Here is a 20161-nt window from a genome sequence, read left to right as displayed (position 1 = left end):
GGACAGCAGGTTGTGATCTGTGTCATGTTAACAATCAGCCTGTTAACAGGCCAACAAGAACAACGCCGCAAGAACGGCGTGAGACATGACACCACAACGTTAAAATGGAGAAATTATGGGATTGCGTCAGAGTTTACGCGTCGCGACCGGAGCGCTGTTACTGGCCTGTGGATTACAACTTGCTCATGCGAACAGTGACCCGCATACCATCGTGTTTGGCGTCGCACCTGGTCCGTACGGCGATATGGTGAAACAGGCCATTACCCCTACGCTGAAAGAGAAAGGCTATAAGGTAGTGGTGCGCGAATTCAGCGACTACGTGCAGCCGAACATGGCGCTTTCCAACGGCAGTATTGATGCCAACTTGTTCCAGCACTCGCTCTACTTTGACAAATTCACCGCTGATAAAGGACTGAAGCTGAGCAAGCTGATTGTGGTCCCAACGGCCGGGATGGGTTTTTACTCACATAAAATCAAAAGCCTGGATGAGTTAAAAAAAGGGGATGTGATCACGCTTTCCAATGATCCAACCAATCTGGCTCGCGGTCTGCGTTTCCTGCAGTCTATTGGCCTTATTACCATCAAAGACACTATCGATCCGACTAAAGCCTCTGAGCGCGATATCGCCAGCAACCCGAAAGGGCTGGTGTTTAAACCGCTGGAAGCGGCACAACTGCCGCGTACCCTGGACGGTGTGACCGGCGCGCTGGTCAACGGTAACTTTGCCGTGGCGGCGAAACTGGATCTCGCCAGTGCCATCAAGCAAGAGCATCTTGACGAAAATCTGAAAAATATCATAGCGGTACGCAGTGAAGATGCAGATAAACCGTTCGCGAAAGATATTGTGGCGGCGGTGAAATCTCCGGCGTATCGCGCGGTGATCGACGATCCGCAAAATATTTACAGCGCCTTCCAGAAACCGGAATGGATGTCGGCAGCCCAATAATCGCTGCGCACAAGGTTAACAGGGGCAGCGGCGACTGCCCTTTTCGCATTTCTGAGGTGGCTATGATTGAGATAGAAAAGGTTTGCGTGGATTTTAGCGCAGGCCGTGGACCATCAACCCGGGCGGTTGATGACGTCAGCTTGCGCATAGGCGCAGGTGAGATATTTGGCATTGTCGGGACCAGCGGCGCGGGGAAAAGTACGCTGCTGCGCACCCTGAACGCCTTAACGCGACCAAGCCTGGGAAGCGTAAAGGTTAACGGCGTAGAAATTTCCGCGCTGGAAGGGGCGCAACTACGTAAAGCCCGTCAGCGTATTGGGATGATTTTTCAGCATTTTAATCTGATGCATACCCGTACCGTGGCGCAAAACGTCGCTTTCAGCCTGAAGGCTGCCGGATGGGAGCGCAGTAAAATTGGCCCACGCGTCAGCGAAATCTTGACGCTGGTGGAGCTGTCTGACAAGGCAAACCGCTTTCCTGTGCAGCTCAGCGGCGGGCAAAAGCAGCGCGTTGGTATTGCCCGTGCGATTGCCAATCACCCCGATGTGCTGCTGTGTGATGAACCGACCTCTGCGCTGGATCTGGAAACGTCGGCCACTATTCTGGCATTGCTTAAGCAGATCAACCAACAGTTGGGGATCACGATCGTGCTGATCACTCACGAGATGAACGTGATCAAATCGATTTGCGATCGTGTGGCGGTGATGTCCGGCGGCAAGGTGGTGGAGTCCGGTGAGGTGTTTGACGTTTTTGCTCACCCGCAGCACGCTTTCACGCAGCAACTGGTGTCGCATACCCTCAATCTGACGCTACCCGAACGCTTGCGCCAGCATTTGCCTGGCCAGTTGCTGAAAATTCTGTTCATCGGCGATTCGGCGGAACAGCCGGTGTTGTCAGAAGTCGCGGTTAAATTTGGTGTGGCGGTGAACATTCTGCACGGCAAAATTGAATATATCGGCGAGCGTGCGCTGGGAATTCTGGTGGTGCAACTGACCGCGCCGCATAACCCTTCTGCGGTGGATGTCGCCGTGGAGCATATTCGTCAACGCACGGCACAGGTGGAGGTGATTCGTGGATGATTTATTGCCTGATTTGACGCTGGCGTTTAATGAAACCTTTCAGATGCTAAGCATCTCTACGGTGCTGGCGATTATTGGCGGTCTGCCGCTCGGTTTTCTTATTTTCGTCACCGACCGGCATTTATTCTGGCAAAACCGTTTTGTGTATCTGCTCAGCTCCGTGCTGGTGAATATCATCCGTTCGGTGCCGTTTGTGATCCTGCTGGTGCTGCTGCTGCCGCTCACCCAGTTTTTACTCGGAAATACCATTGGGCCGATTGCGGCCTCGGTCCCGCTCTCGGTGGCGGCAATCGCTTTTTATGCCCGTCTGGTCGACAGCGCACTGCGCGAAGTCGATAAAGGCATTATTGAAGCGGCGGAAGCCTTTGGCGCCAGCCCGATGCGCATCATCTGCACCGTTCTGTTACCTGAAGCGAGCGCGGGTCTGCTGCGTGGGTTGACGATAACGCTGGTGAGTCTGATCGGTTACTCCGCGATGGCCGGAATCGTTGGTGGCGGTGGGGTAGGCGACCTGGCGATTCGCTTTGGTTATTACCGCTATGAAACCCAGGTCATGATCGTCACCGTGGTGGCGCTGATTATTCTGGTGCAGGTCGTTCAGGTGCTGGGCGACTGGCTGGCGAAACGCGCGGATAAGCGCGACAGACACTGATCACTGTGCGTTAAGCCAGTCGGCAACGTCCTGCCATGTGCCGCGAAAGACGACTTTCGCGGCTTTCTTTTCCAGTTGATAACGATACATCGGGTCGTAATACTCGTTGAGCAACGGTACCAGCCAGCCCATATGGGCGTCGGTACTGCCCGTCGCTTGCTGTTCGCGCAGAGCCACGTCGAGCAGGGCCGTCAGCTCGGCAAAACGTTGTAAACCCAGACGGCGGCGAATAGCAAACAGGCCGTGGTGCAGATACTCGCTATACTCCTGCCAGCCCTGACTCTCGCCATAAGCATGGGTAAAATCGTGGTGCATCCGCACGAAATACTCTTCACGCAGTCGCTCCAGACGACGCTCAAAAGGATCGTCCACCACTGCAATAGATGCCTGGGTCATGCGTTCACGCAGGCACTCAGGCAGATGATTAGCCCCGATCATGCGGCCTTCATCTTCCAGTACCCACAGACGCAGATCCTGACGGCTGTCGGTTCTGAGCATTTCGACCGCCAGCAGGTTTTCAAAACTCGCCTGACTCAGTTGCGGTTCAACGGTGCGACCAAACGAGGAACCGCGATGGTGCGCCAGACCTTCGAGATCCACGCCGTTCGGCTGCTGTTGCACCAGCTGCGTTTTACCGTTCCCGGTACAGCCGCCAATTAAGACGATCGGCTTTTGCACTAATTCTTCCGTCAGCTGAATCGCCGCCTGACGCAGGGCTTTGTAGCCGCCGTGTATCAGCGGGTAGTCAATCCCGGACTCGTGCAGCCACTGCTGCACAATGTGCGAACGCTGACCGCCGCGCGCGCAGCATAAATAACCCGCAGGATTTTGACGACAGGCATCCAGCCAGGCCTTCATACGTTGTTGGCGAGTCTCGCCGCAGACCAGTTGATGGCCGAGCGTGAGGGCTGCCTCGGGTCCCTGACGTTTATAACAGGTACCCACGGCGGCACGTTCGTCATCGTTCATTAGGGGAAGGTTGATTGCGCCCGGCATTGCGCCTTGCAGAAATTCGACGGGGGCGCGTACATCGATTATAGGCGTACCAGCGAGCAAAATTGCGCGATAGTCCGTTCCATCGTTCATGTGTGATCCTGAAAATACAAAAACAGCAATGGAGGGGATTTTACGCGCCAGAGGAGGGGCCGGGGAAGGATAAAATCAAATCCCCGGCATTAATGGCTTATTTCAGCGTTGACTGCGCCCAGATAATACCGCTGGCATATTCCGGCGGCAGCAGGGGGATAAGCGCTTCCAGCGTCGCACTAAGACGCGCGGTATCGCTGTCGCTCAGGTTCAGGTGTCCCACTTTACGCCCTTCACGCACCTCTTTGTCATACCAGTGCAGATGCACCAGCGGCAGCTTCAGCCAGTCGTAGTTCAGGTCGCTACCAATCAGATTTACCATCACCGAAGGAGTGTTCACTACCGGCGTGGGTAACGGCAGGTTGGTAATGGCGCGCAGGTGCAGCTCAAACTGGCTGATGCTGGCACCGTTTTGCGTCCAGTGCCCGCTGTTGTGCACGCGTGGAGCCAGTTCGTTAATCAGCAGACCTTCCGGGGTGATGAAACATTCCATCGCCATCACGCCGACATAGCCCAGCTCCTGCATGATGGCAGAGAGCATCGCTTCGGCCTGTTTCTGCTGTTTGGCGTTAGCCTGCGGGAAGACCACGCTGGTGCGCAGAATGCCGTCCTGGTGCAGGTTATGGGTCAGCGGATAGAAGACGGTGCTACCGTCGTACGCACGAGCGCCAACCAATGAGACTTCACCAGAGAAGTTGATTCCCTGCTCAACGATGCACTCGCCGTAGCAGTCGTCCGGCAGTTGTTCGGTTTCATTTGCGCGCAAACGCCACTGCCCACGACCGTCGTAGCCGCCGACGCGACGTTTCACGATCGCCAGCTCACCGAGTTTGTCGAATACTGCAGGCCATTCGCTTTTATCTGCCAGCAACTGCCACGGCGCAGTTGCCAGGCCGAGCTTGTCAAAAAGCTGCTTTTGCGTCAGACGGTCGGCAATAATCGGGAAAACGTCGCGGTTGACAAATGCCGGGTGGCGCGCGAGCTCGCGGGTGAGCGCCGTTTCCGGCCAGCGCTCAATCTCAGCGGTGATCACGCTTTGCTGAAAAGGGACCGCTGCTGGTTCGGCGTCCAGCCCGACGGGCCAGACCGCAATGCCCAGCGGCTCACCGGCCTGGCGCAACATGCGCCCTAGCTGACCGTTACCGAGTACGCAGACCTGCTTCATGCCGCACCTCGCGGGTCCGGATTCTCCAGCACCTCGTCGGTTTGTGCTTTGCGCCAGTCGTTCAGACGCTGGTGTAATGCTTTGTCGTGTGTTGCCAGAATTTGTGCTGCCAGCAGGGCCGCATTTGCCGCGCCCGCTTTGCCGATAGCCAGCGTTCCGACCGGAATACCGCGCGGCATCTGTACGATGGAGTAAAGGCTATCTACGCCGCTCAGCGCCGCGCTTTGCACCGGGACGCCTAAAACAGGCACCAGCGTTTTCGCCGCAATCATGCCTGGCAGATGTGCAGCGCCACCCGCACCGGCAATGATCACCTGATAGCCGTTCTCTTCTGCGCTTTCGGCGAAGCTGAACAGCTTGTCAGGGGTGCGGTGGGCGGAGACGACTTCAACATGATGCGGCACGTTCAGAATTTCGAAGATTTCGGCGGCGAACTGCATGGTAGCCCAGTCGCTTTTGGACCCCATCACGATGGCGACACGCGCCGGGTTATTGCGGGAAGACATGCGTCTGAAAACTCCTGTGATGCACTACACTCGACTTTTGAGGCCACAGAGAATAGCATAATTCGCCGTCAAGGAAAACGATTGCGCGCTTTACACTTCACCCTTCAAGCAGCCTCTGTAGCTGGCTGCATCTCAACGAGTTTTGTGTAAAGAGGAACTGGATATCTGCGGAATTAAAACGGAAATGCGATCAGTTCAACGTCATCTGGCGTGACTTTGATCATCGACCCTTCGGTGTGCCATGCGCCTAATACCACGCGGAAAGCGGGTTGCTCATTGGCCGTAAGCTCGTGGACTGCCGGGCGGTGGGTGTGGCCGTGAATTAACCACTGGACCTGATGCTTTTCCATCTCGGTGATGACGGCCTGCGGATTCACATCCATGATCGCCAGTGACTTGCTGCTGTTGGCCGCTTTGCTATTGGCGCGCATTTTCGCGGCGATACGTTGGCGAACGAACAGAGGTAAGGAGAGGAACAGCTTCTGTAGCCAGGGTTGATGTACTTTGGCGCGAAACGCCTGATAGCCTGCATCGTCTGTACACAAAGTGTCGCCATGCATGATCAATACCTTGCGGCCATACAGGTTGAGTACTTTTTTCTCAGGCAGCAAGCTCATGCCGCTTTCACGGGCAAAACGTTTGCCGAGCAGAAAATCTCGGTTGCCGTGAATAAAAAAGCAGGGAACGCCGGAATCAACCAGTGATTTTATCGCCGCGGCTATTTCATGATGCAGTGGGGTTGGGTCGTCGTCGCCAATCCAGGCTTCAAACAGGTCGCCGAGAATGTACAGTGCATCAGCTTTTCGCGCATCACCGGCTAAAAAACGCAGAAAACCGGCGGTGATCGCCGGTTCTTCTGTGCAGAGGTGAAGATCTGCAATAAACAGTGTCGTCACGATTACTCGCTGACGGTCACGTTTTCGATGATGACGTCTTCTTTTGGCACATCCTGGTGCATACCGCTGCGACCAGTGGAAACGCCTTTGATTTTATCAACCACGTCCATGCCTTCAACAACTTCGGCAAACACGCAATAACCCCAACCCTGCATGCTTTCGCCGGAGAAGTTCAGGAAGTCGTTGTCTGCAACGTTGATGAAGAACTGTGCGGTTGCGGAGTGCGGAGCCTGAGTACGCGCCATCGCCAGCGTACCACGGGTGTTTTTCAGACCGTTGTTCGCTTCGTTTTTGATCGCTTCTTTCGTGGCTTTTTGCTTCATGCCCGGTTCGAAACCGCCGCCCTGGATCATGAAACCGTTAATAACACGGTGGAAAATGGTGTTGTTGTAAAAACCTTCGCGGCAGTAGTCCAGGAAGTTTTTAACTGTTTCAGGCGCTTTATCATCAAACGTTTTGATTACGATATCGCCGTGATTAGTGTGGAAAGTAACCATTTTTGCATCCTGTTCCGATAGATTGGTGCTTCGACCCCGTGAAGGGTCAGAGTTAGGGGTGTGTTATAGCATAACCGCAAGCTGCGATCACCTCGCAAAGTGTGCTGCTTCCGGTCTAAATTATGGGTATTATACAGACTTTACTATCCACACACGTCTACACGGAATCTTCGATGTTAAAAATCTTTAATACACTGACGCGCCAAAAAGAGGAATTCAAACCTATTCATGCCGGGGAAGTCGGCATGTACGTGTGTGGTATTACCGTTTACGATCTCTGTCATATTGGCCACGGACGTACCTTCGTTTCTTTCGACGTTGTCGCGCGCTATCTGCGCTTCCTCGGCTATAAGCTGAAATATGTGCGCAACATTACCGATATTGATGACAAAATCATCAAGCGCGCGAATGAAAATGGTGAGAGCTTTGTGGCGTTGGTCGACAGAATGATCGCGGAAATGCATAGCGATTTCGACGCGCTGAATATTCTGCGCCCGGATCTGGAGCCGCGCGCTACGCACCATATCGCTGAGATCATTGAAATCACTGAACAGTTGATTGCCAAAGGTCACGCATATGTCGCTGATAACGGCGACGTGATGTTCGACGTGCCGACTGACCCGAACTATGGTCAGTTGTCACGCCAGGATCTGGATCAGCTGCAGGCGGGCGCACGCGTTGATGTGGTTGATGTGAAGCGCAACCCGATGGACTTCGTGCTGTGGAAAATGTCCAAAGAAGGCGAGCCGAGCTGGCCGTCTCCGTGGGGCGCGGGTCGTCCTGGCTGGCACATCGAATGTTCGGCGATGAACTGCAAACAGTTGGGCAACCATTTTGATATTCATGGCGGTGGTTCGGATCTGATGTTCCCGCACCATGAAAACGAAATCGCTCAGTCCACCTGTGCGCATGACGGTGAATACGTTAATTACTGGATGCACTCCGGGATGGTGATGGTTGACCGGGAGAAAATGTCCAAATCGTTGGGCAACTTCTTTACCGTGCGTGACGTGCTGAAATACTACGACGCCGAAACCATTCGCTACTTCCTGATGTCTGGTCATTACCGTAGCCAGTTAAACTACAGCGAAGAGAACCTGAAGCAGGCGCGCTCTGCGCTGGAGCGTCTGTATACCGCGCTGCGCGGCACCGATAAGTCCGTTGCCCCAGCCGGTGGCGAAGCCTTTGAAGCACGCTTCATTGAAGCGATGGACGATGACTTCAATACGCCGGAAGCCTACTCCGTGCTGTTTGATATGGCGCGTGAGGTTAACCGCCTGAAGGGTGAAGATATGGCGGCGGCTAACGGTATGGCTTCGCATCTGCGTAAGCTTTCCAGCGTGCTGGGCCTGCTGGAACAGGAGCCCGAAGCATTCCTGCAAAGCGGTGCGCAGGCGGATGACGGTGAAGTTGCTGAAATTGAAGCGTTAATCCAGCAGCGTCTGGATGCCCGTAAAGCCAAAGACTGGGCGGCAGCTGACGCCGCGCGTGACCGTCTCAATGAGATGGGTATCGTGCTGGAAGATGGCCCGCAGGGCACTACCTGGCGCCGTAAGTAATGATATTGATTGCCGGATGGCGGCTCGCGCCCTGTCCGGCAATCAATGTACGAATGTCGGTCGGATAAGACGCTTGTCGTATCCGGCAAATTAATATTTCCGATACCACCACAGCACACCCATCATCATAACTCCCGGTAGCCATACCCATATCAACTCCGAAATTATCACCTGGTGCCCGTATGGTGTGGCGTAGCGTGATAGCGCAAACGGGGCGACTTTAATCACCTGCCACGGTGCAAAGAAGCGTTCATCCGACCACGGCCACAGCCAGCCGACGCCTTTGCCGCCAGTGGTGACCGAATCCAACAGGCTGTGCGACAGCAGTGAAACCGTCAGGAATAGCCAGCAGCGAATTAAGCCTGCCTTGAACCATCGTCGACCCATCCATACGCAGAGCAGCGGCACCACGAAGGCGAACAGCAGCGAATGGGTAAAACCGCGGTGACCAAACACGTTGCCGTAGGCGACGCCAAGCTTAAACGACAGGACGTCGGCATCCGGCAACATAGCCAGAATGACGCCAGTAAACAGTAATTGCGGGGGGATGACTTTACGCCCGAGACCTAATCCTAAACAGAGAGGAACGGCAGCGTGGGTAACGATTGTTGGCATGATGATCGCTTCATGTGGAAAAACAACATGCTAACAGTTCACTGTGAAGTGGTGATGAAGTCATTATCTGAAAAGGAGAGAGGAAGTGGCCGGACAGGGGTTAACCTCATCCGGCACCTGGGATCACGCCACGACGTTAATGCTGTGGCCTTCAAAGCTGACGGTCTGTCCGGCAACGATTTTGCAGCGTTTACGCGTTTCTACAGCACCATCGACCTTCACTAACCCTTCGCCAATAGCAATTTTTGCCTGGGCGCCGCTTTCGCTCCAGCCTTCCAGCTTCAGTAAATCGCAGAGTTCAACGTGTGGGTGTTTACCCAGTGAAAATGTGGCCATCTTAAACGTCCTTTACATCATGATATTCAACACACGCCTGCAGCGTGTTTTCGATAAGTGTGGCGACCGTCATTGGGCCTACGCCGCCGGGTACCGGCGTGATATATGACGCGCGTGCGGCTGCATCTTCAAAGACCACATCGCCAACAACCTTACCATTCTCCAGACGGTTGATGCCGACATCAATCACAATCGCACCTTCTTTGATCCACTCGCCGGGAATAAAGCCAGGTTTGCCGACGGCAACAATCAGCAGGTCTGCATGCTCTACATGGCGACGCAGATCTTTGGTGAACCGGTGGGTGACGGTGGTGGTGCAGCCAGCCAGCAGCAGCTCCATGCTCATCGGGCGGCCAACAATATTCGACGCGCCAATAACGACCGCATTCAGACCGTAGGTGTCGATATTGTAACGCTCAAGCAGAGTCACAATACCGCGCGGAGTACATGGGCGCAGGCGCGGCGCACGCTGGCACAGGCGACCAACGTTATACGGGTGGAAACCGTCAACGTCTTTATCCGGCGCAATACGCTCGAGAACTTTAACGTTGTCGATACCCGCAGGTAACGGCAACTGGACCAGAATACCGTCGATGGTGGTATCTGCATTGAGCGTATCGATCAGCTCGAGCAGCTCCGCCTCGCTGGTGGTTTCAGGCAGGTCATAGGAGCGGGAGACAAACCCCACCTCGTCACAGGCTTTGCGTTTACTCGCGACATAAATCTGCGAAGCCGGGTTGCTACCTACCAGCACAACAGCCAGGCCTGGGGCGCGTAATCCAGCCGCTAAACGCGCCTGAACTTTTTGAGCAACCTCAGAGCGCACCTGCTGCGCAATCGTTTTACCGTCAATAATCTTTGCTGCCATCAGAGAGAGGATTCCGTCTGTTACGTTAAATCGAAGGGGATGCCGCTATTTTGTCAGAAGCGGGACGTGCTGTCAGTTTTCGTTTGCATTTTTACGTGCGCCAGGGGGCGTCACGATCTGCGAATGGGATCAGGACAAAGGCATAAGCCTTGCGGATAATTAATGAGCATGCTAATTAAAATTAACGTGAATGAAACAACTCATCACCCTGGTATATTCAGGGGTAATGCGCCACAAACCAGTCTGTTACGGTTAATTATGAGGGATTTTACCTCATTCTCACCCAGATTTTTCCTGGGTCCCATTAAGAATTAGCCAGGGTCATTAAAAGGATTTGCAGGTATTTTTCATTAATTGAAATGTTTAATTTATCGCTGTGACGAATAGTCATATTCGCGAGGAATAATTAGTGAATCAAATACTCAGGAGAGTTGGGGTAAAAGGTTAGCTAATTCTCATGCGATATATATCTTTACAGGATGCAGAGATAATTAGCCTGACATTTAATGTCGATAATGATTCAAACGGATCCCGCAGGATGCTGGAGCCGGATGTGTGTAATTCAAGGGAAATCCATGAAACGTAAATTAATGACCTCTTCTGTTATTGCCAGCCTGATGTTAGTCGCCGGTGCAGCGGTTGCAGCCGATCCGGTAAGCGTTAGCGGCGGTACTGTGCATTTTGAAGGTGAACTGGTCAATGCAGCCTGTGCAGTCAGTACTCAGTCATCCGATCAGGTTGTGACGTTAGGCCAGTATCGTACTGCCAGTTTTGCCGCAGTGGGTGACACTACAGCACAAATTCCGTTCTCTATCGTGCTGAACGACTGTGACCCGAACGTTGCCGCAACTGCAGCCGTTGCTTTCTCTGGCCAGTCCGATAATACCAATAACAACCTGCTGGCCGTCTCTTCTGCAGACAACGGTACAACTGCGGGCGGTGTTGGGATTGAAATTCTGGACAATACGTCCACCGCGCTGAAGCCGGATGGCGCAACCTTCTCTACCGCTCAGGCGCTGGTAGAAGGGACCAACACCCTGCGTTTCTCTGCACGTTACAAAGCCACTGCCGCAAGCGCAACGCCGGGTCAGGCAAATGCCGACGCGACATTCATCATGAAGTACGAATAAGCCGTTTTGATTTGCGCAAGGATGACGTTCGCCTCAATGGATGAGGCAATATCCGGGGATGATGAAGGATGCGGCAGATGATAGGGAAAGGCGTGGCGCTGGCGGGAATGCTGTGCGTAATGCCTGTGCTTTCACATACGGTAATACTGGAAAGTGGCCGCGTTCACTTACGGGGGCAGCTCGTCAACGGCGCCTGTACGGTCGCCACTGACAGTCAGGATATGCGGGTGCAAATGGGGCAGTATCGCACCAATGCTTTCTCTGGGACGGGAAGCTTCGCCTCTACCAGCGTACCGTTTTCACTGCGCTTAACGTCGTGCAGCTCCGATGTTTATGACCATGTTGGGATTGCGTTTGCGGGCGTGACGCCAGCAGAAGATCCGCAGGTTTTTCTTGCCAGCGGTGATGCGTCTGCGGCTTCGGGGATTGGTCTGGCGTTATTTGACGAGCGCCAACGGCAAATTATACCGAATGCCCTGCCGCTTCATTATGCGCCGATTATAACGCAAGAGATGACGTTTCATTTCACTGCCCGCTATCGGGCTGTCTCGGAAAATATAACGCCGGGAACGCTTCGCTCAGACGTGTGGTTTACGTTGGTTTATCCCTGATTTATTTCCCAACGATAATCGCATCAAAGGTATTTTTAGCTATGTTTAATTATCTAAAATCAGGTTTTATCCTTTTACTGGCCTTATTTTCTGCTGCCAGTGTTCAGGCTGCCGGAGGCATTGCATTAGGCGCCACTCGCGTTATTTATCCGGCCGATGCCAAACAAACGTCCCTGTCTATTAGCAATAGCGATACCAAAGAACGTTACCTGGTAAATTCATGGATTGAGAATAGCGCCGGCGCTAAAGAAAAATCGTTTGTGGTTACGCCTCCGCTGTTTGTTAGTGAACCCAAAAGCGAAAACACGCTGCGTATCATCTATGCCGGTGAACCGCTGCCCAAAGACCGTGAGTCGCTGTTCTGGATGAACGTCAAAGCCATTCCGTCAGTCAATAAAAACAGCCTTGAGGGCAAAAACGTTCTGCAACTGGCGATTCTGTCACGCATCAAACTTTTCGTTCGTCCGAATAATCTGCCGCAAATCCCGGAAGATGCACCAGGAATGCTGACCTTTTCCCGCTCCGGCAACCACCTGAAAATCAACAATCCGTCAGCGTACTACGTCACGTTGGTCAATCTCAATGTGGGGAAAACGAAGGTCGATAACGTGATGGTTGCGCCGAAAAGCGATGAGCAGGTCCTGCTACCCACGGGCGTTCAGGGCAACGTCACGTTCCAGACGGTCAACGATTATGGCGCTGTGACCCCGGCCAAAACGGTTAGTGTGCGTTGAGATAACGATGAATAAGACAACGTATTTTCCTGGCCTGTTACCGGGGGTTACGCCACCGCTGGCGGGGGTGGCGTTGTCCACGCTGGCGGCGCTCTTTCCCTCTCTAAGCTATGGGGAAAGCTATTTTAATCCGGCCTTTTTATCTGCGGATACGGCAACCGTGGCGGATTTATCACGTTTTGAAAAAGGCAATCACCAGCCTGAAGGCGTTTATCGCGTGGATATCTGGCGCAACGATGAGTTTGTTGCCACTCAGGATATTCGTTTTACTACCAGTGCGGCAAAAGCCGGGGAGAAGTCCGGTGGGCTGATGCCGTGCTTTGGACTCGACTGGGTAAAGCGCCTTGGCGTCAATATCGCCGCGTTTCCGGCACTCAGTAAGGATCCGAACGATACCTGTATCAATCTACCTGAGGCGATTCCCGGCAGCGAGATTGCGTTTGATTTTTCTACCCTGCGCTTAAACGTCAGCCTGCCACAGGCGTCAATGTTAAACAGCGCGCGCGGCTATATTCCACCGGAAGAGTGGGATGAAGGGATCCCAGCCGCGCTGGTTAACTACAGCTTTACCGGCAGCCGCGGCAGTGATACTGACAGTTATTTCCTCAGTATGCTCAGTGGTCTGAACTATGGCCCCTGGCGGCTGAGAAACAACGGTGCGTGGAGCTACTCCAAGGGCGACGGATACCACTCACAAAGCTGGAAAAACATCGGTACATGGCTTCAGCGCGCAATTATCCCGCTGAAGGGCGAACTGGTGATGGGCGACAGCAACACTGGCAACGACGTTTTTGACAGCGTCGGGTTTCGCGGTGCGCGGCTCTATTCCTCAGACAGTATGTATCCCGACAGCTTACAGGGCTACGCGCCTACCGTTCGCGGCATTGCGCGTACCGCAGCGAAACTGACCATTCGTCAGAATGGCTATGTGATTTATCAAAGCTATGTTTCACCCGGCGCTTTCTCGATAACCGATCTCAACCCAACGTCATCCAGCGGTGATCTTGAGGTCACGGTGGATGAGAAGGACGGCAGCCAGCAACGCTATACGGTGCCGTACTCCACCGTTCCCTTATTACAGCGAGAAGGGCGTTTCAAATATGACGTTGTCGCCGGGGATTTTCGCAGCGGCAATAGCCAGCAATCTTCACCGTTCTTTTTCCAGGGAACATTAATTGCCGGGTTACCAGAGGGCTATACCGCATACGGTGGTACGCAGTTGGCCTCACGTTACACCGCGGTGGTTTTAGGCACCGGTCGAAACCTGGGGGACTGGGGGGCAGTTTCTGTCGATCTCACCCATGCGCGCAGCCAACTGGCGGATGACAGTACGCACCAGGGGCAGTCTTTGCGTTTCTTGTATGCGAAATCGCTGAACAATTTTGGCACTAACTTCCAGTTGTTGGGGTATCGCTACTCAACGCGTGGCTTCTATACCCTCGACGATGTGGCGTATCGCAGTATGGAGGGCTATGAGTACGAATACGACAGTGAGGGCAATCGCCACGACGTGCCCAATGTGACGAGTTACCACAACCTGAGCTACAGCAAAAAGGGCCGTTTCCAGATCAACATTTCGCAGAATCTGGGGGATTACGGATCGCTGTATATCTCGGGTAGTCAGCAGACGTACTGGAATACTTCAGACACCAATACCTGGTATCAACTAGGCTATGCCAGCGGCTGGCAGGGGATTAGCTATTCACTCTCCTGGTCGTGGAATGAATCGGTTGGCATCTCCGACACCGATCGTATTCTGGCGTTCAATATGTCTGTACCGTTCAGCCTGCTGAGCGGACGGCGTTACTCGCGTGATAACGCCCTCGATCGCACCTACGCCACCTTTAATGCCAACCGTAATAGCAACGGACAGAACAGCTGGCAGAGCGGGATCGGCGGTACGTTGCTGGATGGGCGCAATCTGAGCTACAGCGTGAATCAGGGGCACAGCAACACCAATGGCTATAGCGGAAATGCCAGCGCCAACTGGCAGGCGGCCTACGGTACGCTGGGCGTGGGTTACAACTACGACCGTGACCAGCATGACTACAACTGGCAGCTCTCCGGCGGCGTAGTGGGGCATGCGGACGGCATTACGCTCAGTCAGCCTCTGGGCGATACCAACGTGCTGATTAAAGCGCCGGGTGCGCAGGGTGTACGGATAGAGAACCAGACCGGCGTTCAAACCGACTGGCGTGGATACGCGGTGATGCCATATGCCACCGTCTATCGCTATAACCGCGTCGCGTTAGACACCAATTCCATGAACAACAATACCGATGTGGAGAATAACGTCAGTAGCGTAGTGCCAACGCAAGGGGCGCTGGTGCGGGCGGCGTTTGATACACGAATCGGTGTGCGGGCGCTGATTACCGCCAAACATGCCGGTAAACCAGTGCCGTTTGGCTCCGTCGTGCGTGAAAACACCAGCGGCGTGACCAGCATGGTGGGTGAAGACGGGCAAATCTACCTGAGCGGCTTGCCGCTAAAAGGCGAGTTGTTGATCCAATGGGGGGAAGGCGCAAACGCGCGCTGCGTGGCGCGCTATGCCTTGCCAGAGGATAGCCTGAAACAAGCGGTAACGCTCACGAACGTGACGTGCGAATCTCCGTCAGCACGACAGGAATAATACGATGAAACGACAAACGGGTTTGTTACTGGGAAGCGCTTTACTGCTGATGGCCCATTCGTCCTGGGCGACGGTCTGCCAAAACTCGAATGGCACGCCAACGGATGTTTTTTACGATCTGTCGAATGTCTTCAACAGTAGTAACAACCAGCCGGGACAGGTGGTGACGTTACCGGAAAAATCTGGCTGGGTTGGCGTGAATGCCACCTGTCCGGCCGGGACAACGGTAAATTACACCTATCGAAGCTATGTCACTGAACTTCCGGTTCAAAGTACCGAAGGCGGCTTCCAGTATCTGAAGCTCAATGACTACCTGCTGGGGGCCATGAGCATAACCGATAGCTATGCCGGGTTATTTTATCCCCCGCGTAATTACATTCGCATGGGGACTCACCCTAACGTACCTAAGCAGCAGCCTTTTGGCGTGATGGATTCAAAGCTGGTGTTTAAGCTCAAAGTGATCCGCCCGTTTATTAACATGGTGCCGATTCCGCGGCAGACGATGTTCAGCGTCTATGTCACGACCAGTACCGGAGATGCGCTAAGCGTGCCGGTTTATACCATCAGCTACAGCGGCAAGGTGGAGGTTCCACAAAACTGCGAAGTAAACGCCGGGCAGATTGTTGAGTTTGATTTTGGTGATATTGGCGCATCGCTGTTTAGCAAGGCAGGAGCGGGAAACCGGCCAGAAGGCATCAATCCGCAGACCAAAACGGTAGCGATAAAATGCACCAACGTCGCTGCACAGGCCTACTTAACCATGCGTGTAGAGGCCGAGAAAGCCACCGGGCAAATGATGGTATCTGACAATCCCGATTTAGGTTTTATTGTCGCCGACAGCAGCGGTAAACCGCTGACGCCCAATAATCTGTCCAGCACTATCCCGTTTCAACTGGATGATAACGCCGCGGCGAGCGTGGGTATTCGAACATGGCCGGTTAGCGTGACGGGCAATAAACCTACCGAAGGACCTTTTACAGCCCGTGGCTATCTGCGAGTGGATTATGACTAACAAGCAAACGCCAGCCGCAGGGAAACGCCTGGCAATGGTGTGCCTGCTGACATTCAGCTCGTTGTGCCATGCCGCTTCGTCGCTGGGGGAAATCAATATTGAACTGCGCGGAAACGTGGTGGACTTTACCTGCGCGGTAATTGCCAGCGACAGCAATAAGTCCGTGGAGCTAGGCACCTGGCCGACCAAGCAGCTTCAGAACAGCGGAGATACTACTCAACCGGTCGCGTTTACGCTGAAGCTAGAAGGCTGCCCGCCGGGTTCCGCTTCGATAACGTTTTCCGGAACTCCGGCCCCGGGCACGACGTTGCTGGCGCTTGATGACGCGGTGATGGCGCAAAAGGTGGCGATCGAACTGCACGACAGCGACCGTACGCGATTGCCGCTCGAGCAGGCCAGTCAGACGGTGGGGATTGATGAGAACGGCAATGCCACGCTGACCTTTTTCGCAAACTATATCGCGTTAGCTGCTGGGGTTCAGCCTGGCATTGCCAGGGCTGATGCCACGTTCATGATTAACTATAACTAATCAATGCGCTAACAAAACACTCCCGAACGAAATCTCGCCGGGAGTGTTATTACATTAATTCATGCATTTTTGCGTAATCGATCAGCTCAACGATGGTGTGCAACCCGAGCTTGGAGTAGATATTAGCCTTGTGAGCGCTAATCGTTTTATTGCTGAGTAACAACTGCTCAGCAATTTCCTTATTGGATAGCCCGTTTGCCAGATAACGCAAAACGGTAACTTCACGGTTAGAGAGCGGCATGTCATGTAAGACGCCTTTTTGTGCATTTATATTGTTAATGAAATTAAGGGTATCCGAAGGAAAAAAGGAATATCCCGATAAAATCATTTTTACCGCATTGTAGATATCATTGAGATCCTTTCGTTTACTGACAAACCCATTTGCACCGGCCCGGATAGCACGCCCGGCATAAAACGACTCGGATTTTGAGGACAGAAACAGTACCCGAGTTTTCTCCTGCAATGACTTTATTCTTTTGAGTAATGTAAACCCATCAGAACCAGGCAGTTCAATATCCAGGATGACAAGATCGACCGGGTACGTGCGCAGATGTTCTATTGCCGTACGGCTGTCATCGGTTTTCAACACTACCTGAATATTACTGTTTTTCTCGAGTAGTACTTCTATCGACATTCTGACAATAGGGTGTTCGTCCATAATGATAACGGATGCTGGTTTCATTGTTGTATGCCTCAAACTGTTTGCGTATCTTGCGAATTTGATAAAACATCAGGCGTTATAATATTGTCAAATAGCCAAGAATTGTTCTGAGGGAGAGCCGAATAAATATTATTTCATCCTTGTTTATTCGGTTGTTCTTCTGCAGAACAATGAATTTGTGGAAAATCCATTTCACACCGGGAAAACTAACAATTAATCAGGAAACTGTGGGGATTATACCTGCTCTGCTCATTCGGAAAAGACTTACAACATCCTGGTTGTTAATGTCAGTTAGGATATTCTGAAAGATCCAGATGTGTTAATGACTATTGGTATTATTTATCTGTGGTTCGAATTATGGCAGATTGAAAATTTTTTTTAAACAGTAAAAACGACACAATAAACCAATTGTTTAGGTTTTGTTAAGGCTGCAATAGGACTATTTTTTATTGAAATGCACAGGATCAGTAAGGTTAAGTGTGAGTGTGCCTCCAGGCATAATACCAGGAATAGTTGTAAATATTAAATATTTGTAAAAATTAGATCTTTTTTCTTATTCAATAATAAGTAATTTCCTAAAAAATCTTATAGCACAATGAGTTATGGTGTTAAATTAAATGGGGAGAGGTAACGTTGAGACGGTGTATCAGATGCAAAAAACGCTGCCTGCTGGGTAATCCAAGGCGCGTAATCAACTGGTTCAGGCGATAGATGATGCGGTGGTAGGGTTGTTCCTGTAACAATGCAATCTTTTTTAAGGAGTTACCCTGCAATAGTAAGGTAATCAGCTCCCAGTCGAGCTGATTTATACGCCTGGAATGAATATAGTTAAGAACCGGAGATAATAAGGCATGGCGCATCTCGGGGAGGCGCAAATTGCGTGGCAAGATATAAAATGGGCCGGACAGTGAAATAAATGTAGTGAGGTCTTCATCGCGACTGGAAAGCATTATGAAGATTTGGATGTCATTATGCTTCTTAATTAGCTGGCGCAGGCTTTCAAGTATATCAAAATAAGGTATTGTTAAGCTTTCAATGTCAATCACTAACTGGCTAATTACCGGCTCTTGCATGCTGAGCAAAGTCGATTCAACGCTCTGGAAGATCGCCGTGCGAGTACCTGAGAATAAATGTCGACTCAGCGCATAGGCCAGATAGTAGTCTGTCGTAATTATCGCCTGAGATATAGTGCCGTCCGGTAAGGTGTATTCGAGTTTTTGCGCCAGATACTCGATCCGGTCAAATACCTGTGAGGTACAGTGGGGAAATTGCCAGCTACAGTTAGCGTTTCGTATACGGCGATAGCGGTCCCGGCGTTTTGCACTGTGCATCCTTTTCCATTCCATTTCTGTTGCGGCAGGTCTGGATAAATTGCTGACTACAGGCATCCCTGAACCAAACTTTTGTCAGCGCAAATGTGAGTTGACTTGTGCCGTTGGGTTTCAGTGCTTCAACAATCATCAGACTGGCAATTGCGTACTCCATCAGAATAATCTGCCGGAAGTTTTCTGATGTCTTACTCAATGCCCAAAAGATCGTTTTATCCAGTTCAACCTCTCTCTGAGATTAGATAAAATATTACCGGGTGTGTCTTTCTGTTACCCCGGAAATAGTATGGCCGGATTATTCTCGCAGCCTGAAGCCAGGTACAGTAGGAGCCGATGCTTAATCGATGATGAGATATTTCTCAATAAAAATTAGGCAGAGACACCCCGTCTAATTTTGCAGAAAGTTCAGATGTGCGCGGATGTATCTTAAGAATTGCTGATCGTTTTTCACATGCAGTTTTTTCATAATGCTGCGGCGGGTCGCTTTGGCCTGGATATCACTGACTGAGAGCAGATGAGCCGTTTCGGCTAACGTATACCCGCTGGCGAGAAACATTAAGAACTGGCGTTCTTCGATAGAAAAGTTGCGGGTGGTGCAGTAATGGCAGATAGTCGCGGGCACGCTAGTGCGCAGTGCGCGTTTTTGCAGGATGAGGACCAGTTTTTTGGTTATCTCGTCTACGTCATCTTCCCGATAAATCAGTGGCAACATGTACAGGCAGGGGCGGAACATCAGCTTATCTTTGTCGTTTTTGCTACAGATGACCACCCGGTGTTGGCGCCTGGTGTGGACAGGAACCATGTAACAATCGGCGCTGAGCCAATCTTCATCCAGTGAGATAAACGCGATTTCAGCGCGATCGATATCTTCGACAGGTAAAAAGCTAATCTCCTGATGCCACTGATTTGCCAGATGGGAGATGATGATTTTCAGTCCATGTTCGAAGTGACTGTTTTCTTCCTTGATGGCGATACTTAACATTAAAGAGTTCCTGACCACTGGAGAGGGGATAAAGGAATGTTAAGCAAAATCATAAATATTCTAAATACATGTATCCCTAAATCTGACGTTTTGCGGGCTGAGTTGTTACCAGGTGATTTCCTGGATACCTTTGAACGAGCAGAAAAAATCAACATTCGTACACTTCGCCAGCAACCGAAACAAAAGGCATTGACTCAGCAAGCGCTGACCGTATAATTCACGCGTTTCATCTGCATGAAGTAATCACTTCGCAATGCGCCCTTAGCTCAGTTGGATAGAGCAACGGCCTTCTAAGCCGTAGGTCGTAGGTTCGAATCCTACAGGGCGTACCATTTCAACG

Annotated in this window: 22 protein-coding genes and 1 tRNA gene; 12 read left to right on the top strand and 11 right to left on the bottom strand. The window is 52.1% G+C overall.

The window, feature by feature from the left end; all coding sequences use genetic code 11:
• The first annotated feature begins 115 nt into the window (after positions 1–115).
• The 3 genes from HVZ52_RS16885 (at position 116) to HVZ52_RS16875 (ending at position 2677) form a co-directional block, all read left to right on the top strand.
• On the top strand, positions 116–946 hold the full coding sequence (locus HVZ52_RS16885) for a MetQ/NlpA family ABC transporter substrate-binding protein (protein ID WP_181598497.1): 831 nt from the start codon (positions 116–118) through the stop codon (positions 944–946).
• A 62-nt stretch (positions 947–1008) separates the two neighbouring features.
• Complete coding sequence (gene sfbB / locus HVZ52_RS16880; RefSeq protein ID WP_181598496.1) at positions 1009–2025, top strand: virulence-associated ABC transporter ATP-binding protein SfbB; 1017 nt, start codon at positions 1009–1011, stop codon at positions 2023–2025.
• A complete protein-coding gene (locus HVZ52_RS16875) occupies positions 2018–2677 on the top strand; it encodes a methionine ABC transporter permease (RefSeq protein ID WP_003831085.1) in 660 nt (219 codons plus the stop codon). The genes sfbB and HVZ52_RS16875 overlap by 8 nt, the downstream gene beginning before the upstream one ends.
• Here the strand turns inward: HVZ52_RS16875 and mnmH are convergent, their stop codons facing one another.
• The 5 genes from mnmH to ppiB form a co-directional block, all read right to left on the bottom strand.
• A complete protein-coding gene (mnmH, locus tag HVZ52_RS16870) occupies positions 2678–3763 on the bottom strand; it encodes a tRNA 2-selenouridine(34) synthase MnmH (RefSeq protein ID WP_016152118.1) in 1086 nt (361 codons plus the stop codon).
• Positions 3764–3860: 97 nt separating this feature from the next.
• Entirely contained in the window at positions 3861–4928 is a 1068-nt protein-coding gene (gene purK / locus HVZ52_RS16865; protein WP_047416812.1) for a 5-(carboxyamino)imidazole ribonucleotide synthase, read from the bottom strand.
• Positions 4925–5434 carry a 5-(carboxyamino)imidazole ribonucleotide mutase gene (gene purE / locus HVZ52_RS16860; RefSeq protein WP_016152120.1) on the bottom strand — a complete coding sequence of 170 codons (510 nt, stop codon included), beginning with the start codon at positions 5432–5434 and terminating at the stop codon, positions 4925–4927. Before purE ends, purK begins: the two co-directional genes overlap by 4 nt.
• 173 nt (positions 5435–5607) lie before the next feature.
• Complete coding sequence (lpxH, locus tag HVZ52_RS16855; RefSeq protein ID WP_046276062.1) at positions 5608–6330, bottom strand: UDP-2,3-diacylglucosamine diphosphatase; 723 nt, start codon at positions 6328–6330, stop codon at positions 5608–5610.
• Positions 6331–6332: 2 nt separating this feature from the next.
• On the bottom strand, positions 6333–6827 hold the full coding sequence (gene ppiB, locus HVZ52_RS16850) for a peptidylprolyl isomerase B (protein WP_003021875.1): 495 nt from the start codon (positions 6825–6827) through the stop codon (positions 6333–6335).
• Positions 6828–7000: 173 nt separating this feature from the next.
• Here ppiB and cysS point away from each other — a divergent pair, with 173 nt between their 5' ends.
• Complete coding sequence (gene cysS / locus HVZ52_RS16845) at positions 7001–8386, top strand: cysteine--tRNA ligase (protein ID WP_006685638.1); 1386 nt, start codon at positions 7001–7003, stop codon at positions 8384–8386.
• A gap of 90 nt (positions 8387–8476) precedes the next feature.
• Here cysS and HVZ52_RS16840 read toward each other — a convergent pair whose 3' ends face one another.
• From HVZ52_RS16840 to folD, 3 genes are all read right to left on the bottom strand, one after another.
• Positions 8477–9001: a metal-dependent hydrolase gene (locus HVZ52_RS16840; protein WP_046276061.1), complete on the bottom strand. Its 525-nt coding sequence runs from the start codon at positions 8999–9001 to the stop codon at positions 8477–8479.
• Positions 9002–9124: 123 nt separating this feature from the next.
• Positions 9125–9337 carry a ribosome-associated protein YbcJ gene (gene ybcJ, locus HVZ52_RS16835; protein WP_016152124.1) on the bottom strand — a complete coding sequence of 71 codons (213 nt, stop codon included), beginning with the start codon at positions 9335–9337 and terminating at the stop codon, positions 9125–9127.
• 1 nt (position 9338) lies between these two features.
• Positions 9339–10205 (bottom strand): bifunctional methylenetetrahydrofolate dehydrogenase/methenyltetrahydrofolate cyclohydrolase FolD, encoded by an 867-nt coding sequence (folD, locus tag HVZ52_RS16830; protein ID WP_003021887.1) that lies wholly within the window; start codon positions 10203–10205, stop codon positions 9339–9341.
• A gap of 575 nt (positions 10206–10780) precedes the next feature.
• Between folD and fimA the strand changes: the two genes are divergently transcribed.
• The 6 genes from fimA (at position 10781) to sfmF (ending at position 16850) form a co-directional block, all read left to right on the top strand.
• Positions 10781–11335: a type 1 fimbrial major subunit FimA gene (gene fimA, locus HVZ52_RS16825; protein ID WP_032931075.1), complete on the top strand. Its 555-nt coding sequence runs from the start codon at positions 10781–10783 to the stop codon at positions 11333–11335.
• Between the two features lie 77 nt (positions 11336–11412).
• Entirely contained in the window at positions 11413–11946 is a 534-nt protein-coding gene (fimI, locus tag HVZ52_RS16820; protein ID WP_016152126.1) for a type 1 fimbrial protein subunit FimI, read from the top strand.
• A 41-nt stretch (positions 11947–11987) separates the two neighbouring features.
• Complete coding sequence (gene fimC / locus HVZ52_RS16815) at positions 11988–12680, top strand: type 1 fimbria chaperone FimC (RefSeq protein ID WP_181598495.1); 693 nt, start codon at positions 11988–11990, stop codon at positions 12678–12680.
• Between the two features lie 7 nt (positions 12681–12687).
• On the top strand, positions 12688–15309 hold the full coding sequence (locus HVZ52_RS16810; RefSeq protein WP_181598494.1) for a fimbrial biogenesis usher protein: 2622 nt from the start codon (positions 12688–12690) through the stop codon (positions 15307–15309).
• A gap of 49 nt (positions 15310–15358) precedes the next feature.
• Positions 15359–16321 (top strand): type 1 fimbria D-mannose specific adhesin FimH, encoded by a 963-nt coding sequence (fimH, locus tag HVZ52_RS16805; protein WP_230330236.1) that lies wholly within the window; start codon positions 15359–15361, stop codon positions 16319–16321.
• Positions 16314–16850, top strand: coding sequence for a fimbria assembly protein (gene sfmF, locus HVZ52_RS16800; RefSeq protein WP_019076205.1), 537 nt, complete (start codon positions 16314–16316; stop codon positions 16848–16850). The genes fimH and sfmF overlap by 8 nt, the downstream gene beginning before the upstream one ends.
• Before the next feature lie 49 nt (positions 16851–16899).
• Here sfmF and fimZ read toward each other — a convergent pair whose 3' ends face one another.
• The 3 genes from fimZ to fimW form a co-directional block, all read right to left on the bottom strand.
• The gene (gene fimZ, locus HVZ52_RS16795; protein WP_016152131.1) at positions 16900–17532 is read right to left on the bottom strand and encodes a fimbria biosynthesis transcriptional regulator FimZ; all 633 of its coding nucleotides are present in this window, start codon (positions 17530–17532) and stop codon (positions 16900–16902) included.
• 587 nt (positions 17533–18119) lie between these two features.
• Positions 18120–18842 carry a hypothetical protein gene (locus tag HVZ52_RS16790; RefSeq protein WP_049042620.1) on the bottom strand — a complete coding sequence of 241 codons (723 nt, stop codon included), beginning with the start codon at positions 18840–18842 and terminating at the stop codon, positions 18120–18122.
• A gap of 385 nt (positions 18843–19227) precedes the next feature.
• A complete protein-coding gene (fimW, locus tag HVZ52_RS16785) occupies positions 19228–19821 on the bottom strand; it encodes a fimbria biosynthesis transcriptional regulator FimW (RefSeq protein ID WP_016155913.1) in 594 nt (197 codons plus the stop codon).
• A gap of 36 nt (positions 19822–19857) precedes the next feature.
• On the opposite strand from fimW, the gene HVZ52_RS16780 reads away from it, so the two are divergent.
• The gene (locus HVZ52_RS16780) at positions 19858–20037 is read left to right on the top strand and encodes a hypothetical protein (RefSeq protein WP_016152134.1); all 180 of its coding nucleotides are present in this window, start codon (positions 19858–19860) and stop codon (positions 20035–20037) included.
• Between the two features lie 39 nt (positions 20038–20076).
• A tRNA-Arg gene (locus HVZ52_RS16775) sits at positions 20077–20153 on the top strand.
• Positions 20154–20161 lie beyond the last annotated feature (8 nt).

Origin of the sequence: Citrobacter sp. RHB36-C18 (assembly GCF_013814485.1) — a bacterium.
In the GTDB taxonomy this organism is placed as follows: domain Bacteria; phylum Pseudomonadota; class Gammaproteobacteria; order Enterobacterales; family Enterobacteriaceae; genus Citrobacter; species Citrobacter braakii.
Note: the sequence above shows the minus strand (reverse complement) of the source record. Positions and strands in the feature narration are given on the sequence as shown.

What these genes read in the sequence shown, in the direction of transcription:
- HVZ52_RS16885 (WP_181598497.1), top strand. Translation starts at nt 116, where the DNA reads ATGGGATTGCGTCAGAGTTTACGCGTCGCGACCGGAGCGCTGTTACTG.
- fimC (WP_181598495.1), top strand. Translation starts at nt 11,988, where the DNA reads ATGTTTAATTATCTAAAATCAGGTTTTATCCTTTTACTGGCCTTATTT.
- ybcJ (WP_016152124.1), bottom strand. Translation starts at nt 9,337, where the DNA reads ATGGCCACATTTTCACTGGGTAAACACCCACACGTTGAACTCTGCGAT.
- fimZ (WP_016152131.1), bottom strand. Translation starts at nt 17,532, where the DNA reads ATGAAACCAGCATCCGTTATCATTATGGACGAACACCCTATTGTCAGA.
- cysS (WP_006685638.1), top strand. Translation starts at nt 7,001, where the DNA reads ATGTTAAAAATCTTTAATACACTGACGCGCCAAAAAGAGGAATTCAAA.
- purK (WP_047416812.1), bottom strand. Translation starts at nt 4,928, where the DNA reads ATGAAGCAGGTCTGCGTACTCGGTAACGGTCAGCTAGGGCGCATGTTG.
- fimI (WP_016152126.1), top strand. Translation starts at nt 11,413, where the DNA reads ATGATAGGGAAAGGCGTGGCGCTGGCGGGAATGCTGTGCGTAATGCCT.
- HVZ52_RS16780 (WP_016152134.1), top strand. Translation starts at nt 19,858, where the DNA reads ATGTTAAGCAAAATCATAAATATTCTAAATACATGTATCCCTAAATCT.
- HVZ52_RS16810 (WP_181598494.1), top strand. Translation starts at nt 12,688, where the DNA reads ATGAATAAGACAACGTATTTTCCTGGCCTGTTACCGGGGGTTACGCCA.
- fimA (WP_032931075.1), top strand. Translation starts at nt 10,781, where the DNA reads ATGAAACGTAAATTAATGACCTCTTCTGTTATTGCCAGCCTGATGTTA.
- HVZ52_RS16790 (WP_049042620.1), bottom strand. Translation starts at nt 18,842, where the DNA reads ATGCACAGTGCAAAACGCCGGGACCGCTATCGCCGTATACGAAACGCT.
- sfbB (WP_181598496.1), top strand. Translation starts at nt 1,009, where the DNA reads ATGATTGAGATAGAAAAGGTTTGCGTGGATTTTAGCGCAGGCCGTGGA.
- purE (WP_016152120.1), bottom strand. Translation starts at nt 5,434, where the DNA reads ATGTCTTCCCGCAATAACCCGGCGCGTGTCGCCATCGTGATGGGGTCC.
- fimH (WP_230330236.1), top strand. Translation starts at nt 15,359, where the DNA reads ATGGCCCATTCGTCCTGGGCGACGGTCTGCCAAAACTCGAATGGCACG.
- mnmH (WP_016152118.1), bottom strand. Translation starts at nt 3,763, where the DNA reads ATGAACGATGGAACGGACTATCGCGCAATTTTGCTCGCTGGTACGCCT.
- folD (WP_003021887.1), bottom strand. Translation starts at nt 10,205, where the DNA reads ATGGCAGCAAAGATTATTGACGGTAAAACGATTGCGCAGCAGGTGCGC.
- fimW (WP_016155913.1), bottom strand. Translation starts at nt 19,821, where the DNA reads ATGTTAAGTATCGCCATCAAGGAAGAAAACAGTCACTTCGAACATGGA.
- sfmF (WP_019076205.1), top strand. Translation starts at nt 16,314, where the DNA reads ATGACTAACAAGCAAACGCCAGCCGCAGGGAAACGCCTGGCAATGGTG.
- HVZ52_RS16840 (WP_046276061.1), bottom strand. Translation starts at nt 9,001, where the DNA reads ATGCCAACAATCGTTACCCACGCTGCCGTTCCTCTCTGTTTAGGATTA.
- ppiB (WP_003021875.1), bottom strand. Translation starts at nt 6,827, where the DNA reads ATGGTTACTTTCCACACTAATCACGGCGATATCGTAATCAAAACGTTT.